The organism is uncultured Arthrobacter sp., from assembly GCF_947495145.1.
Taxonomy (GTDB): domain Bacteria; phylum Actinomycetota; class Actinomycetes; order Actinomycetales; family Micrococcaceae; genus Arthrobacter_D.
Window position 1 is genome coordinate 44,852 of the sequence record NZ_CANLXP010000021.1, and the last position, 15,150, is coordinate 60,001.

At 64.9% G+C, this 15,150-nt stretch carries 17 protein-coding genes; 3 read left to right on the top strand and 14 right to left on the bottom strand.

From position 1 onward, the window contains the following. Positions 1–24: 24 nt before the first annotated feature. Genes Q0877_RS14030 through Q0877_RS14040 form a run of 3 tightly spaced genes read right to left on the bottom strand, consistent with a single transcriptional unit; the run spans position 25 to position 2,170 of the window. A complete protein-coding gene (locus Q0877_RS14030; RefSeq protein ID WP_299168900.1) occupies positions 25–1,230 on the bottom strand; it encodes an MFS transporter in 1,206 nt (401 codons plus the stop codon). Positions 1,231–1,239: 9 nt separating this feature from the next. Further along, entirely contained in the window at positions 1,240–1,698 is a 459-nt protein-coding gene (locus tag Q0877_RS14035) for a hypothetical protein (protein WP_299168902.1), read from the bottom strand. Beyond that, on the bottom strand, positions 1,691–2,170 hold the full coding sequence (locus Q0877_RS14040; RefSeq protein WP_299168904.1) for a cupredoxin domain-containing protein: 480 nt from the start codon (positions 2,168–2,170) through the stop codon (positions 1,691–1,693). The genes Q0877_RS14035 and Q0877_RS14040 overlap by 8 nt, the downstream gene beginning before the upstream one ends. Before the next feature lie 101 nt (positions 2,171–2,271). Between Q0877_RS14040 and Q0877_RS14045 the strand changes: the two genes are divergently transcribed. Then, positions 2,272–2,964: a dTMP kinase gene (locus Q0877_RS14045; protein ID WP_299168905.1), complete on the top strand. Its 693-nt coding sequence runs from the start codon at positions 2,272–2,274 to the stop codon at positions 2,962–2,964. Here Q0877_RS14045 and Q0877_RS14050 read toward each other — a convergent pair. Genes Q0877_RS14050 through pdhA form a run of 4 tightly spaced genes read right to left on the bottom strand, consistent with a single transcriptional unit; the run spans position 2,902 to position 7,498 of the window. Further along, positions 2,902–3,765, bottom strand: a complete 864-nt coding sequence (locus Q0877_RS14050; protein ID WP_299168907.1) for an MBL fold metallo-hydrolase — start codon at positions 3,763–3,765, stop codon at positions 2,902–2,904. The genes Q0877_RS14045 and Q0877_RS14050 overlap by 63 nt on opposite strands. Positions 3,766–3,801: 36 nt before the next feature. Further along, the gene (locus tag Q0877_RS14055) at positions 3,802–5,310 is read right to left on the bottom strand and encodes a dihydrolipoamide acetyltransferase family protein (RefSeq protein WP_299168910.1); all 1,509 of its coding nucleotides are present in this window, start codon (positions 5,308–5,310) and stop codon (positions 3,802–3,804) included. Beyond that, positions 5,307–6,380 (bottom strand): alpha-ketoacid dehydrogenase subunit beta, encoded by a 1,074-nt coding sequence (locus Q0877_RS14060; protein WP_299168911.1) that lies wholly within the window; start codon positions 6,378–6,380, stop codon positions 5,307–5,309. Before Q0877_RS14060 ends, Q0877_RS14055 begins: the two co-directional genes overlap by 4 nt. Next, positions 6,377–7,498 (bottom strand): pyruvate dehydrogenase (acetyl-transferring) E1 component subunit alpha, encoded by a 1,122-nt coding sequence (gene pdhA, locus Q0877_RS14065; protein ID WP_299168936.1) that lies wholly within the window; start codon positions 7,496–7,498, stop codon positions 6,377–6,379. The genes Q0877_RS14060 and pdhA overlap by 4 nt, the downstream gene beginning before the upstream one ends. 260 nt (positions 7,499–7,758) lie before the next feature. Between pdhA and Q0877_RS14070 the strand changes: the two genes are divergently transcribed. Beyond that, the gene (locus Q0877_RS14070) at positions 7,759–8,202 is read left to right on the top strand and encodes an Lrp/AsnC family transcriptional regulator (protein WP_299168914.1); all 444 of its coding nucleotides are present in this window, start codon (positions 7,759–7,761) and stop codon (positions 8,200–8,202) included. 196 nt (positions 8,203–8,398) lie between these two features. Continuing rightward, the gene (locus tag Q0877_RS14075; protein WP_299168916.1) at positions 8,399–9,427 is read left to right on the top strand and encodes a DUF808 domain-containing protein; all 1,029 of its coding nucleotides are present in this window, start codon (positions 8,399–8,401) and stop codon (positions 9,425–9,427) included. Positions 9,428–9,671: 244 nt separating this feature from the next. Here Q0877_RS14075 and Q0877_RS14080 read toward each other — a convergent pair whose 3' ends face one another. The 7 genes from Q0877_RS14080 to paaA all read right to left on the bottom strand — a co-directional run bounded on the left by Q0877_RS14080 (position 9,672) and on the right by paaA (position 14,974). Beyond that, positions 9,672–10,268 carry a nitroreductase family protein gene (locus Q0877_RS14080; protein WP_299168918.1) on the bottom strand — a complete coding sequence of 199 codons (597 nt, stop codon included), beginning with the start codon at positions 10,266–10,268 and terminating at the stop codon, positions 9,672–9,674. A 68-nt stretch (positions 10,269–10,336) separates the two neighbouring features. Next, positions 10,337–11,116: an enoyl-CoA hydratase/isomerase family protein gene (locus Q0877_RS14085; protein ID WP_299168919.1), complete on the bottom strand. Its 780-nt coding sequence runs from the start codon at positions 11,114–11,116 to the stop codon at positions 10,337–10,339. Positions 11,117–11,149: 33 nt separating this feature from the next. Further along, positions 11,150–12,310: a 1,2-phenylacetyl-CoA epoxidase subunit PaaE gene (paaE, locus tag Q0877_RS14090; protein ID WP_299168920.1), complete on the bottom strand. Its 1,161-nt coding sequence runs from the start codon at positions 12,308–12,310 to the stop codon at positions 11,150–11,152. Continuing rightward, a complete protein-coding gene (paaD, locus tag Q0877_RS14095; RefSeq protein ID WP_299168922.1) occupies positions 12,310–12,816 on the bottom strand; it encodes a 1,2-phenylacetyl-CoA epoxidase subunit PaaD in 507 nt (168 codons plus the stop codon). Before paaD ends, paaE begins: the two co-directional genes overlap by 1 nt. Beyond that, on the bottom strand, positions 12,810–13,634 hold the full coding sequence (paaC, locus tag Q0877_RS14100; RefSeq protein WP_299168924.1) for a 1,2-phenylacetyl-CoA epoxidase subunit PaaC: 825 nt from the start codon (positions 13,632–13,634) through the stop codon (positions 12,810–12,812). Before paaC ends, paaD begins: the two co-directional genes overlap by 7 nt. Further along, positions 13,631–13,984 (bottom strand): 1,2-phenylacetyl-CoA epoxidase subunit PaaB, encoded by a 354-nt coding sequence (gene paaB, locus Q0877_RS14105; RefSeq protein ID WP_056543633.1) that lies wholly within the window; start codon positions 13,982–13,984, stop codon positions 13,631–13,633. Before paaB ends, paaC begins: the two co-directional genes overlap by 4 nt. After that, a complete protein-coding gene (gene paaA / locus Q0877_RS14110) occupies positions 13,985–14,974 on the bottom strand; it encodes a 1,2-phenylacetyl-CoA epoxidase subunit PaaA (RefSeq protein WP_299168931.1) in 990 nt (329 codons plus the stop codon). Between the last annotated feature and the right edge of the window lie 176 nt (positions 14,975–15,150).

A 15,150-nucleotide genomic window follows, 5' to 3' on the forward strand; every position in this document is an offset into this window, starting at 1 on the left:
CTCATCCTTCCGCAGCGTGCCCGCTTACTTCTGCCGCACCCGCTGCGCTCCCGGCGGCACCCACCGCCACAGGACGATCGCACCGAGCAGTCCGAGAACCCCCGTGGTCCAGATTCCTCCCGCGAGTGTCGCCGCAGCTGTCACGGCGGATACGGTTCCCGGGCCGGCCATCGTCCCGATGTCGGTCAGCAGGCGCCAGATTCCCAGGAACTGAGGACGCCCGGGTGACGGCGAGAAGTCCGCTCCCAGCGTCATGACGATCCCGGAACCGATCCCGTTTCCGAAGCCGATGAGCAGCGCCACGGCCAGCAGACCCGCCGCATCCTGCGTCAACGGCAGGAGAAGCAGCGCCGTCCCCATGATGAGCATGCAGGGCACGGCGATCCAGCGCCTGCCGTAGACGTCCATCACCTTGCCTGCGGGGTAGAAGATGAGCATATCGATGGCCCCGGAGAGGCCGTAGATGAGTGCCGTCGTCGTCGGATCGATCCCGATTTCCTGCGCCCAGAGCGGCAGGACCGCCTGCCGCGTGGCCCTCACCGCTGCGATCAGCAGCACTCCTACGCCGACCGTGCCGAAGATACGGGCATGGCTGCGGAGAATCGCCCGGAGGGTCGGCGGGGCGGCAGCGTCGACCGCCAGCCTCGTTGATGACCGGCGCGAACCTCCCAGCTCCGGGACCTGGAAACTGAGCACGGCGGCCAGAACCGTTGCGGCCGCACCGACCCAGTAGGCGCCGTCGAGCCCGAGAAAGCTCATTGCGAGTGCCCCCGCGAACGGGCCGAGAAAGACGCCGATCCGCGTCACTCCGCCGAGGGTTGAGAGCGCACGGGCCCGGAAGTGGATGGGCACGGCTTCGGTGAGGTAGCTCTGGCGGGCGAGCCCGAAGACGGCGCCAGCCATGCCGACCATGAAGATGGCGGCGGCAAAGACGGCCAGGTTTGTCGCGGACAGCGCAAGGATCATCGCCGCTGAACACCAGAGTGACGCCACCACAAGCGCCCACCGCTCGCCGAAACGGGAAGTGATCAGCGTGGCCGGAACGTTCGTGACCAGCGATCCGATACCGGTAAGGGTGAGGATGAGCGCCGCCGTCGCTACGTCGGCGCCCAGCTCAGTGGCCGAAAGGACAATGACCGGGACAATCGAGCCCGTCGCGGCGCCATACAGAAGCGAAGGACCGTATGCGCCAACGGCGATCTTCCGAAGGTTGAACGGTTCCTGAGGCACCGTCCAACGCTAGCGCAGTGCAGTGTCCTTCCGCGGGACCAGGAAGAAACCGACAACGGCGAGAACCCCCGCTATGCCCTCGGCGACCGCACTGAGGGACTTCTCAAAGAACCACAGCGGTTCATACATCGCCGGGATGGGGCCGACCTGCGGAAGTTGGATATACACGGACAGGACGACGGCCGCGAACGCGGAGAGCGCCACCACCGCGGCGATGGCGTAGGACAGGCGGCTCCCGCGGATCAGCACGTAGAGCGCTGCAAGGATGGCTGCCACCGCCTGAATCCGAAAGAGGTTTCCGCCGCCCATTCCGCCCGGGAAGGCCAGTTGGTATTGCGGCGCGAGGATGAAGTGCACGTACGCATCAACTGCCAGTCCAAGGGCGATGAGTACACGGAGCACCATCATCCGCGGAGCGGAGCGTCCGCGCCCGCGCGCAACCGGTCCGTGCGTCGCCGCGCTAGCCATCGCTGCTCACCACCAGCGTTCCCGTCATGTTGGGATGGTACGTGCAGAAGAAGGGGTACTCGCCCGGTTCCGAAGGTGCTGTGAAGGTGGTGGTCTCGCCGCCCTGCACAATGGCGTCGAAGTCCTCGGTTTCCGTGGTTGTCACGGTGTGCGGGGCGGTATCTTCGTTCACCACGGTGATCTCGGCTCCGGCGGGCACAGTCTCCGGCATTTCATACTCGAAGTTGCGGATGGTGATGACGATCTCTTCGGCCGGCGCCTCTTCGGCGGGTGCTTCCGACGCTTCCCCGGATGAGGTTGGTTCCTCCGGCGCTGTTGTCTCCTCCGGGGTTGCCTCAGCTGTAGGCTCTGCTGCACTGGAAGTTTCAGCCGGGGGAGGTTCGCTGGTCGGTTCGCCGCCTGAGCCGCAGCCGGCGACACCCACCAGCACCGCTGCAATGACAAGGCCTAGTGTGCTTTGCGGAACCTTCATGGTGCTCCTCCCACTGCGGACTGCCAGACAGTGCCCATCAGGATCCATCCAGTCGCCCTTGCGATGATTGTTCCCAGAGAGTACACCCGCGAAAGGCCAATATGACCCACTTCACACGGAATCCACAGGTTCTCCGCGTGGTCCTGCTGGGCATCGACGGCGCGGGCAAAACAACGGCGGCCCGGTCAGTTCTTCGGAAGCTCCGCGAGCACGGCATCGAGGCGGAACTGCTCCGCAATCCGGGCGGCCGGCGCACCCTCGATCGCTGGGCGTCACGGCATTCCCGGACGGCTGAAGCTCTGCTCGGGCCCCGCGTCTTGGACACGATCGAGAGCTGCCTCCGGGTGCTCGCGGTGCTGCGCTCAACCCTGCAGGCACGACGACGGCGCGGCGTCGTCCTTTTCGACCGCCATCTGCAGTGCCAGCTGGCTCTGCGTCAGGTGCGGGGGCTGCCGGCCGGCAGGCTGGTGCCGTGGCTGCTGCGCGTACTGCCGCAGCCCGATCTTGTGGTCTACCTCGACGTGGACCCCCGCGCGGCTCTTGCCCGCATCACTTCGCGGAACACCGACATGGAAAGCCTGGAGTTCCTCACAGCACTGGACGCCGCCTACCGGCAGCTCCCGGGGTTTGAAACGTACGCTCTTGTGGACGCGAACGGAACCGCGGCCGAGATCGCAGCGGCCCTGTGGACGCAGATTGCGTCGAGGCTGCTGCCGTCCGGTCCGCCGCTATCAGCTGCTGCCCTGACGCTCCAGCCACTTCCAGTGCGCGAGGGTGCGCAGGCGGGTCAGTAGCGCCCGCGATTGCTCGGGGCCATACGGGAGAATCGGAATCGCCTTGGTCATGTCCACCGAGGCCTCGTCCATCGCTACCTTGGTGACCCGGACCGCGCTGCGCATCTTGTTCAGCTGAGTGGACACGAAGTCGACGTCCACCGGCGCACCGTGGCCGGGGACGAAGACGTCGTACAAATCATCGAGCGCAGCGATCTTGCCGAGCGTGCGGATCCATTCCGCTGGAAACGAATCCTCGAACCCCGGGTCTGCACCCTCTTCGACGAGGTCGCCGGTGAACAGCACGTTGCCTGCGCCGACCAGAAGATCGTTGTCCGTATGGCCGAAGCCGAGGTGGAACAGGGTAACCGAAATGCCGCCGAGGTCCAGGTCCACCGGCTTCCCGGAGACATGCCGGTTGGCGGGGTGGATGGCAGTGTGCTCTCCGCGGCTTCCAGCCATTGCCGGTTCAGTCTCCGATACTTCCGCCCGCTGCTCCTCGCCGCTGTCACGAACGACGACGGCGCACCGGTCGGTTGCCCAAAAGTCCGCAGCGCCGTGGGCGGCGAAATAGGCGTTCCCGAACACGTGGTCGAAATGCGAGTGGGTGTTGACTACGCAGAGCGGCAGATCAGTCAGCCGACGCACGGCCTCGAGTATCCACGCAGCCTGGACCGGTCCGGAGCCGGTGTCGATCACAAGGGCCCGGTCCGTTCCGACAACCAGTCCTGTGTTCAGCCCAAAGGGATCGGTCCGAAGCACCCAGACGCGGTCCCCCAACTGCGCCCAGGGGTGGAGCTGTTCGCCTTCTCGCTCAGACATGGATTCCTCTCTGTGGCTGCTGTCCCTCAAGCGTAGTCACAGGTCAGCGAGGACACCGCCCGGGTTTTCGATGGCGTCCGCCACGTAGCGCAGGAAACCGCCGGCCACTCCGCCGTCGCACACCCGGTGGTCAAAAGTCAGCGTCAGTTCGGTTACCTTGCGCACGGCCAGCTCTCCGTTGACCACCCACGGGCGGTCGATGATCCGCCCCAGCCCGAGGATCGCGGCCTCGGGATGGTTGATGATGGCCGCACTTCCGTCAACGCCGAACACACCGTAGTTGTTCAGCGTGAACGTTCCGGAGGTGAGCTCCGCCGGTGTGGCTTTGCCCTCGCGCGCGACAGCGGCAAGTCGCCGGATCTCTGCGTCCAGTTCCCGCGCGCTCATTCGGTCCGCCCGGTGAACCGCCGGGACCAGAAGCCCCCGGTCGGTCTGGGCTGCGATGCCGAGATTCACGCCGTCGAACCTGAGGATTTCGGAGCTGCCGTCCGCACGCTCGACGATGCGCGTATTCAGTTCCGGGTACCGTGCCAGGCCGGCCAGCGCGAACCGCGCGACGAAAGCGAGCAACCCGGGAGTCGCGTCCGGCTGCCGGCGCTTGAGCTCGGTGCGCAGGTCGATCAGTGCGGTTGCGTCGACATCAACCCACACCGTTGCCTCGGGAATCTCCCGGCGGCTTCGGGTCATCGCTTCGGCGACAGCCTTGCGCACGCCGCGGACGGGCACGCGTTCGGCGATATTCAACCCACTGCGGCGGTCCTGATCAGCCCCTTCGGGCACGGTGGAATCGCTGCTTCCCTGAGGTATCGCCGCGTCTCCGGAAGTCCCGAGAACGCGCTCCACGTCGCGGCGCAGAATCATGCCGTCCGCGCCGGTGCCTTCGACTGACGACAGGTCCAGCCCGGCATCCCGCGCCAGCTTGCGCACCAGCGGAGAGATACACAGCACCGCTCGCTTCTCAGCCTCGGAGGAGGAAGTTTCGCGCACGCCCGGTGCCACCGGCGCATCCGGAGCCTTCGGCGGCTCAACCGTAGCCAAACCGGAACCACCCCTGCGGCGCCGGGTCCGGCCGCCGGTATCTGTTCCCGGGGTGCCGTAGCCGATCAGGACGTTGCCCGATCCCCCGCCTGACTCTTCTGACGATTCGTCTGGTTTTGCAACAGCGGGCGCGGCAGCGATCTCCGCATCGGTGGGCACACTGACGCCCGCGCGTTCCTCTTCGCGGTACGCCTCTGCATCAGGACTGGAAATGGACTCAGCGGAGGACGATTCCGCCGCAGCTCCGGCCTGCCGCACCGAAATCAGGGGCGCGCCGACGTTGATGGTGGTCCCCGCTTCGCCGTGCAGCTGGGCGATGACACCCGCGAACGGGGAGGGCACCTCCACCATGGATTTCGCGGTCTCAACTTCGGCCACCGGCTGGTCGACGGAGACAGTGTCACCCTCGGCTACGAGCCAGTTCACCAGTTCGGCTTCGGTGAGCCCTTCGCCGAGGTCAGGCAGCAGGAACACCTTCACCGTGGGGCTGGTTGTCATGGCGCTCATGCGTCCTCCCACTGGAGTTCGTCCACGGTGTCGAGGATCCGGTCGACGCTCGGCAGGAAGTAGTGCTCGAGCTTGGGCGCGGGGTACGGAATGTCGAATCCGGTCACGCGACGCACGGGGGCAGCCAGGGAGTTGAAGCAGCGCTCCTGCACGCGGGCAACAATCTCCGCGGCGACCGAGGCAAACCCCGGCGCTTCAGCAATGACGACGGCCCGTCCAGTCTTCCGCACGCTGGCGGTCACGGTCTCGTCATCAAACGGCACGATCGAGCGCACGTCGATGACCTCCAGGCTGCGCCCTTCGCTTGCCGCCGCTTCAGCGGCAGCAAGTGCTGTCGGCACGGAGGGTCCGTAGGCAATGAGGGTGGCGTCTGTTCCGGAACGGGCAACGACGGCGCGGCCAACCAGCGAACCCGTCGTGGCGGCGTCGTCGGCTTCCTTGCGGAGCTCATCCAGATCCAGGGTTTCCTTGGACCAATACAGTTTCTTCGGCTCGAGGAACACCACGGGATCGGGGAAGCGGATGGCCTCGCGGAGCATCAGGTACGCATCGCGCACGGTGGCGGGCGCCAGGACCGTGAGCCCCGGGGTGTGTGCGTAGTAGGACTCCGAGGAATCGCAGTGGTGCTCAACTCCCCCGATGCCGCCGGCGTACGGGATGCGCATAACCAGCGGCAGCTTCACCTTGCCCCTGGTGCGGTTGGGCATTTTCGCGACGTGGCTGACCACCTGCTCGAAGGCGGGGTAGGCGAAGGCATCGAACTGCATTTCGACGATGGGGCGCATCCCGTTCATCGCCATGCCGACGGCCATGCCCATGATGCCGGATTCTGCGAGGGGCGTATCGAAGCAGCGTTCCTCGCCGAAGCGGGCGGTGAGCCCATCCGTGATCCGGAAGACGCCGCCGAGGGGGCCGACGTCCTCACCGAAGATAATGACGGAAGAGTCAGCCTCCATGGCGTCGGCCAGTGCGGTGTTCAGGGCCTTGGCAAACGTGAGTGGCTGGGGCCCCGTCCGGGCGCCTTCGGCTGCCTTGGCGGCGGCACCTGATCGAACTGCGGTGTCAGTCATTGCTGGGCACCTTCCCGTGCAAGCTCGTCGGCCAGGAGCGCAGCCTGTTCACGGAGCTGGCTCGTCTTCTCGGTGTAGACGTATTCGAAGAGATCCGCCGGGTTGATCTCCGGTTCGGAGTTGAGCCCGTCCCTCAGGGTGCCGGCAGTCTCTTCGGCTGCGCCGGCGATGCGCTGCTCCTCCTCTGACGTGAGCAGGTTGAGGTTGCCCAGGTAGGTGCGCATGCGGGTGATCGGATCCTTCGGGACCCACTCGTCGACGTCGGACTGGGGGCGGTACCGCGACGGATCGTCCGCGTTGGTGTGCGCCTGCATGCGGTAGGTGTGGGCTTCAACGAGGGCCGGGCCGCCGCCGTCGCGCGCTCGGTCAACCGCCTTGCCCAGCACGGAGAGCATGGCTGCGAGGTCATTGCCGTCCACGCGTTCGCCGGGCATCCCGTAGCCGATCGCCTTGTGCGCCAGCGAGGGGGCCACCGTCTGGTGCTTCAGCGGAACCGAGATGGCGTACTCGTTGTTCTGAACCAGGAAGACCACCGGCACATGGAACACCGCAGCAAAGTTCAGAGCCTCGTGGAAGTCACCCTCGCTGGTGGCACCGTCACCGCACAGGGCCAGCACGACTGTGTTCTCGCCGCGCAGCTTTGCCGCGTGGGCAACTCCGACGGCGTGGAGCAGCTGGGTGGCCAGCGGCGTTGCCTGCGTGGCGGTCTTGTGCTCGTAGGGGTCGTACCCGGAATGCCAGTCGCCCCGCAGGAGCGTCAACACTCCCAGGGGGTCAACACCACGCGTGATGACCGCGACGGTGTCCCGGTACGTCGGGAAGAGCCAGTCGTCTTTCTCCAGCACGACGGCGGCAGCCACCTGGCAGGCCTCCTGCCCGTGTGATGAGGGGTAGACCGCCATCCTGCCCTGCCGGACCAATGCGTTGGCCTGTTCGTTGATACGGCGGCCAACCACCAGCTTCTCGTAGGCAGCCAGGAGAGCTTCGCCGTCGGGAAGGGGGTAGCGATCGTTGTGAATGTGCTCGCCGCTGGGGTTCACGAGCTGGACCGGCTGGGCGGACGGAAGCATGTATTCCTCCGCAGTGGGACCCAGGTCGCTGGTGTCGGCGCGCTTCATGGACTCGCCGTACTGGTTCTCGGCCGAGCTACCGGTAGAAATGGTCATGCTGCCTCCCTCAGCCGTTCCGACGAGGGGACGGCTTCGCTGCCTGGCGTCCCGAAGTTGTACCGGGAACTCACTAACTGTTCCTCAATTATGCTTTTGCGGTTAGATTCGTATCCACATACGGCCCAAATCATGGAATAATGGTTACGAATAGATATTATTCGTAGACGCAATGACAGTGTGAGCTGGATAACCAGTAAGGGTGTAGACAGATGGCGGAACAGCCCCTCGACGAAGTGGACCGGAAGATTCTCGCCGAACTCACCCGCGATGGCCGGCTCTCCGTCACGGCGGTCGCCGAGAACGTTCACATCTCCCGGGCGCATGCGTACTCGCGGATAGCCCGGCTGACGGAAACCGACGTGCTGACCAAGTTCACCGCGCTGATCGATCCCATCAAGGCCGGGCTCAGGTCCTCCGCGTACGTGACGCTCAAGGTGCGCCAACACTCGTGGCGGGAACTGAGGGAGCAACTGCGTGCCATCCCCGAAGTGCATCACATTGCGCTGGTGGGCGGGGATTTCGACGTCATCCTGCTGGTCCGAGCGGAAGACAATGTGGACCTTCGACGGGTGATTTTCGATCAGCTCCAGTCCATGCCCGGCGTACTGGACACCCAGACCTTCCTTGTGTTCGAAGACATCGATACACGCTAGGAAAGCGCACTGCCGGGCGGTACATCAGCACTACTGCTCGTCAGCACTACTGCACGTTCCTAACGCACGCCGCCCGCGTCGAACGGCCGCCCCCACAAGATAGCCCGCCGCAATATACTGGGATCATGCCAATTACGCGCCTCGACCGAGGCCTACACGGCCAGCCGCCCACCCCCGATCAGTCCAGGTGCACGCTGTGAGCGGCGGTCTCGTCGCCCTGCTGGACGACGTCGCAGCTCTGGCGCGCATCGCAGCAGCCTCGGTGGACGACGTCGCGGCCGGAGCTGCCAGAGCGGGAGTCAAAGCCGCCGGCGTGGTGATTGATGACGCCGCCGTCACCCCGCAGTACGTGTCTGGGGCCGACCCATCCCGCGAACTGCCGATGATCAAGCGGATCTTCTGGGGCTCGCTCCGGAACAAGCTGCTGATCATCCTCCCGGCGCTGCTGCTGATCAGCGCTTTCATCCCGTGGATCATTCCCTTCATCCTGATGCTGGGCGGCACCTATCTCTGCTATGAGGGCGCCGAGAAGGTCTGGCACAAGCTGCGCGGCCACCACGCGGCAGAGAAGGCGCCCGCCGTTGAACGGGGCCCTGAGGCAGAGGCAAAGGTGATCAAGGGCGCCATCACCACCGACTTCATCCTGTCCTGCGAGATCATGGTCATCTCGATGAACGAGGTGGCCACTGAGTCGATCTGGTCCCGTGCGCTCATCCTGGTTGTCGTGGCTATCGCGATCACTGTGCTGGTGTACGGAGCCGTCGGGCTCATTGTCAAGATGGACGACATCGGTCTGCACTTGACCACCAAGGCTTCCGCGGGCTCCAAGCGCTTCGGCGAACTGCTGGTCAAGGGGATGCCGTCAGTTCTGGCTGCGATTACCTTGGTAGGAACCATCGCCATGCTGTGGGTTGGTGGCCACATCATGGTGCAGGGGGCATACGACCTCGGCTGGCACCTGCCGTATGACCTGATTCATTCCCTCGAGGAGCCGTTTGTCGGCATCCCGGTGGTCGGCGGCCTGCTGGCCTGGCTCGTGAACACGCTGTGCTCGGCCGTCGTCGGAATCACCTGGGGACTCATCGTCATGGCCATCGTGCACCCGCTGCTGAACGCTCTGCCGTTCGGCAAGAACAAGGAAAAGGGCGCACACGAGGAGGGCGACATTCGTGCCGCAGTCGCCGGATACCGGCCGGCCAAGACGAATGCTGATCGCGCCCCTTAGCCCTGGACGAACAACGCATCGCATCTGAAACGTGCAACGCGAAGAGGGTGGCCGGGCGTCCGCCGTACTGGAGGTGACATCCCGTTCTGAATGTCACCGTCCCCCATGAGGCCCCCCGGCGGACTGCTCCGGCCACCTGTCCTAGTAAATGCCACGAAAAGACAAATGTCGGCTCTTCACTGCAAATTACTCAGGATTGAGTTCAAACCGTTGCATAACCTGTTGCTCCGGCGCGCGGATGGCTTCAGTCGCGGACCAACACCAGTTCGTCCAGCGGCAGGCGGGTACGCGGAGCGGTCTCGCGCTCAGCAAGCGCCTCGACCAGCTTGTCCGCCTCGTCCACGACACCGACTGCCGTCACGGTGACCGGCTTCAGATTTTCGGTCAGGCCGAACGCAGCAGCGACCTGATCCCAGTCCACCCCCGCCATCTGGTGGGTGTGAAGACCCTCATGATGCGCCTGAACCGAGAGGTGCGCAACTGCCTGTCCGAGGTCATACTCCGCCCACTGCCGCGGCTCACCTTCGACCGTGGAGGTCTCGGCGATGGCTACGATCAGTGCGGACGAGTTTCCTGCCCAAGCGGCGTTGAAACCCATCAGGGCGCTGACAATCGCATCGAACGTCTTACTCCCGCGACGGCCCACAATGAAGCGGCGGGGCTGGGTATTCGCCGCTGACGGTGCCCAGCGTGCCGCCTCAAGCAGCGCAGTGAGCTGCTCATCCGTAATGGTGGCAGCCGGGTCAAACGAGCGCGGGCTCCAGCGCTCGTCAAGCAGTGGAACCAGCGGGACGCTCGTCTCTGCGTTGCGGACGGTGGAATCGAATGTTGTCGAGGTCATGCTTGGGACAACCGCTGGAGTTCCGCCGGGATTCCAAAATCCGCTGTGACGTGGGACTCCTGCCGCCGTCAGCCTTTGAAGACGGGTGCCCTTTTCTCCTGGAATGCGCGGAATCCTTCGGCGTAGTCCACACTGCTGCACAGTTCGCCCTGGACGGTGTTCTCATCAGCGACCGACTCCCACAGGCCCAGCCGCCGGTCACGGATGGAGGCGACGAGTTCTTTCGATGCGCGGAAAGCGCCCGTTGCACCCTCAGCGACGCGCTCCGCCGTGGACCTCGTGAACGGGAGCAACTCCTCCGCCGGGAAGGCCCTGCTGAAGAGACCGGCCGCGACGGCATCTGCGCCGCTCATCAAGTCAGCTGTGTAAATGAGGTCGAGCGTCCGATGCGCACCGAGCCGCTCCGTGAACAGCCAGTGTCCACCGGAGTCCAGCGTTGCGCCGAGCTTGGCGAACGGGGATCCGATCTTCGCGGAGTCGGCAACGTACACCACGTCCGTTGCGATCAGCAGGCCAAGGCCCACCCCGAGGCAGGCACCGTGTGCGGCCGCGAAGGTAGGCGCGGGAAAGGCCGCCATCTTTTTGAGCAGCGGAGTGACCAGCCCGTCCAGATAAGCAACGGCGTCGTCGGTTTCGGGACTCACCTGCGAAATATCGCGCCCCGCGCAGAAAGCCCTTCCTTCGCCCCGCAGCAGCAGTGCACGGACCTGACCGTCCGCAGCAGCGGAGGCGGCGTCGTCGTACGCTGTGGATAGTTCAGCCAGCGCTTCCTCGTTGAGGGAGTTCAGCTTCTCGGGCGCGTTCAGGACGATCTCAGCGACATTGCCGTCAATGGCGAGGTCGATCATGCTGCTCCTTGTTCGTTGTGGAGGGCGACTGGGTCAGGCGTCGTAGTCGACGGTGACTTCAGGGCTGGTGGGCCGGGACTGGCACGTCAGCACGTAGCCATTGGCCAGCTCGTCCGGCTCCAGGGCGTAGTTCTCCTCCATGTCAACGGTCCCGCTGACCACCTTGGCGCGGCAGGTACCGCACACTCCGCCGGCACACGCGAAGGGCACGTCGGGTCGGACGCGAAGTGCGGCGTTGAGGATGGACTCTCGTGCGTGGGTGGGACTGGAGACCGTGCCCTGCAGGCCATCGAGGTTGAAGTTGATGGAGAAGGTATCCTCGGCGCCGTCTGTCTTGACCGGGCGGCCGATCTGGCCTTCGGGCTTGGTCGGCTCGCCCGTGGTGAACAGCTCAAACCGCACCTTCTCCGGCGCCACCCCGCGTTCGGCGAGGGTGTCACGGCACAATTGAACAAGTTCGAAGGGACCGCACAGGAACCACTCGTCCACCTCTTCGGTGCGGATGACGCTGGTCAGCATGGTCTGCAGCTTTTCCGCGTCGATCCGCCCGCTCAACAGCGGGGAGATGCGCTGTTCGCGGGAAAGCACATGGTGCAGCGCGAACCGTGCGGGGTACCGGTCTTTCAGGTCAGCGAGTTCCTCGAGGAACATCACGTCCATCGCGGCTCTATTGGCGTAGATGAGGTCGAACCGGGTTGCAGGGTCGGCGGCGAGCACCGACCGCGCAATGGCGATGACCGGCGTGATCCCTGAACCGGCGGCGACCGCCACGAACGAATGCTCAGTTGTGGTGTCGATGCTCTCAGGACTGTTCAGCCCGGTCATCGGATGCTTCGAAATGAACTGGCCCATCGGGCTCATCACGTCGAGCTTGTCGCCTGCCTTCAGGAACTCGTTCGCCCAGGTGGAAAAGGTACCGCCGAGGTCCTTCTTGATGGCAACGCGAATCTCGCCCGGTTTCGGCTCCGCGCAGATGGAATAACTGCGCCGCACTTCCTTGGGTTCGCCGTCAATGTCCAGCGAGGTTCGCAGGGCCACGTACTGGCCGGGCACGTAATTGAACCGTCCGCTGAGCTCCTCGGGGACCGCGAAGGTTACCTCAATCGCGTCCTCAGTGAGCCGGCGCACCTCGGCAACAGTCAGTTCATGAAAGGCGGTCCGGCGCTTGGTGGACGGCGCTAGTTTCACTGCCATTAGTGGACCTTGAAGTAGTCGAAGGGCTCCCGGCAGTCCTGACAGACGTAGAGCGCCTTGCAGGAAGTGGAACCGAAACGGGTGAGCTCACGGGTGTTCAGCGATGAGCACTGCGGGCATTTGACGCTCAACCCCACGCTGACTTTCCCTGCGGCGGCCTTCCCCGTGGGCGGTGCAATGCCGTACTCCTCAAGCTTCGCCTTGCCCGCTGAGCTCATCCAGTCGGTGGTCCAGGCGGGCGACAGCACCAGATTGACCCGCACGTTGGTGTGGCCCTGCACCGCCAGGGCGGTGATGATGTCGTCGCGGATGGCGTCCATGGCCGGGCACCCCGAGTAGGTGGGGGTGATTGTGACTACGACAATGTCACCGTCCGCGCCGCCCTCAACTTCCACCGCGCGAAGGACGCCGAGGTCCTCAATGGTGAGCACCGGAATCTCGGGATCCGCCACTGTTGCGGCGATCTCCCAGACAGTTTGCTCAAGGGTCAGCGTGGTGGTCACCATGTCGCTCCCGGGTGTTCGCGGGCCAGGACCTGCATTTCGGCGAGGATGTACCCGAGGTGTTCACTGTGGCGCCCGTGGCGACCGCCGCCTACGGCGAACGGGACGGCCGGCACCTCAAGCTCAGCCTCAGTGAAGAGGGCGTCAACGTTCGCGTCGAAAGCCGGGCGAAGGGTGGATGGGCGCACGGCGACGCCGTCGAGACCGATCACAAGGTCATCGTCTTCGAAGAGCTCGCCCACGTACGGCCAGGTGAGGATGATTCCCTCGATGATGCGGCGGCGGGACTCGTCCGTTCCCAGCGCCAGTCGCAGCACCCATTGGCGCGCATGGTCCCGGTGGTAATCAACTTCCTTCACGGCTTTTGCGGCGATGGCGGCGAGCGTTGTGTCGGTTGAATCCATCAGCCTGGAATACAGCTCGAACTGGTACTCGGCCATCACCAGCTGCCGCGCGATGGTCCGCGCGAAATCGCCGTTGGGCTGCTCCACCAGGTGGCAGGAGCGGAACCCGTCCTCGCCGCGGAAGTACGCAAGGTCGTCTTCGGTCTTGCCCCAGGCATGCCCGGCATAGGCCAGGAACGAGCGCGCATGGCCGATCTGGTCCAGCGCAATGTTGCCCAGCGCCACATCTTCCTCAAGCTCAGGCGCGCGGGAGATCCACCAGCCCAGGCGCTGGGCAAGGATGAGGGCGTCATCCCCCAGGCGCAGCGCGTACTCCCCCACAGCTTCGCTGGGCCTCGCGTCCGACGCCGCGATATCCTCCGGCCGGAGCGCGTTGCCCGGAGTGATGCGGGTGGCGCTCGCGTTGGACTCGCTCACAGGTGCTTCACCCCTTCGCTTTTGGTGTAGTAAGTGGCATGCCGGTAGTCCTTGCCCTGCGGTGACTCGAAGAACTGCCCCTTGGCATCCGGATCGCTGGAAATGATTGACGACGCCGGCACCACCCAGAGGCTCACACCCTCGTTGCGTCTGGTGTACAGATCGCGTGCGTTGCGGACAGCCATGTCCGCATCAGGCGCATGCAGCGAGCCGGCGTGCACGTGGCTGAGTCCGCGCGATGACCGGACAAACACTTCCCAGAGCGGCCACGGTTCGGCCGCCGGGTGACCCGGCTGCTCCGCGCTGGGAGCCTTGGAGCCGTCGTCGCCCGTTGTTGATCCGCCGACCATCTATGCCGCCTCGACTGTCAGATTGCGCTGGTCAGCGCGTTTGGCTGCCTGCTTCGCGGCGTAAGCCGCTGCGGCCTCACGGACCCAGGCGCCGTCGTCGTGCGCTTCGCGACGCCGCTCCAGGCGCTGGGCGTTGCACGGGCCGCGGCCGGCCAGGACTTCCTTGAACTCGTTCCAGTCCAGGGGGCCGTGCTCCCACCGCTGAGTGGCCTCGTTGTAACGGATCTGGTCATCCGGCAGGGTCAGCCCGAGGGTCTTGATCTGTTCAACGATCATGCCCACGAAGCGCGAGCGCAGCTCATCGTTGGAGAACCGCTTGATGTTCCACGCCATGGACTGCTGCGAGTTCGGTGAATCCTCATCCGGAGGACCGAACATCATGAGGCTAGGGGCGTACCAGCGGTTCACCGCATCCTGTGCCATTTGCTTCTGCGCCCCGGTTCCGTTTGCGAGCTCCAGCAGGATCTCGAAGCCCTGGCGCTGGTGGAAGGACTCTTCCTTGCAGATGCGCACCATTGCGCGCCCGTACGGGCCGTACGATGCGCGGCACAGCGGCACCTGGTTGGCGATTGCAGCGCCGTCGACCAGCCAGCCGATGGCACCCATGTCGGCCCAGGTACGCGCGGGATAGTTGAAGATGCTGGAGTAGCGGGCTTTGCCGGCGATGAGGTCAGCCATCATCGAGTCGCGCGATGTGCCGAGGGTCTCGGCAGCCGAGTACAGATACAGGCCGTGCCCGGCTTCATCCTGGACCTTGGCCATGAGGATGGCCATGCGCTTCAGACTGGGGGCACGGGTGATCCAGTTGGCCTCCGGCTGCATGCCGATGATCTCGGAGTGCGCGTGCTGGGAGATCTGGCGGGTGAGGGTCTTGCGGTAGGCCTCGGGCATCCAGTCACGGGGCTCGATGCGGGAGTCCTCGGCGATCAGCCGGTCGAACTGTTCCTGCTCCGCCGTCAGATCCTGCGGAGTGTCAGTCGCGGTTGTCATGATGGTCACCTCACTGTGCGAGGCCGGCTCAAGTGCCGACCCGAAATAATTACCGACCGTTCGTTCAGGATATCGGCGGGGCGAGTTCAGAGTCAACACCCCGACGAGACTCATCTAAAGTGCCCGCGAAACACCCTCGGTGCCTCAAATGAGAATGCCCGCGAAACGGTGACCCT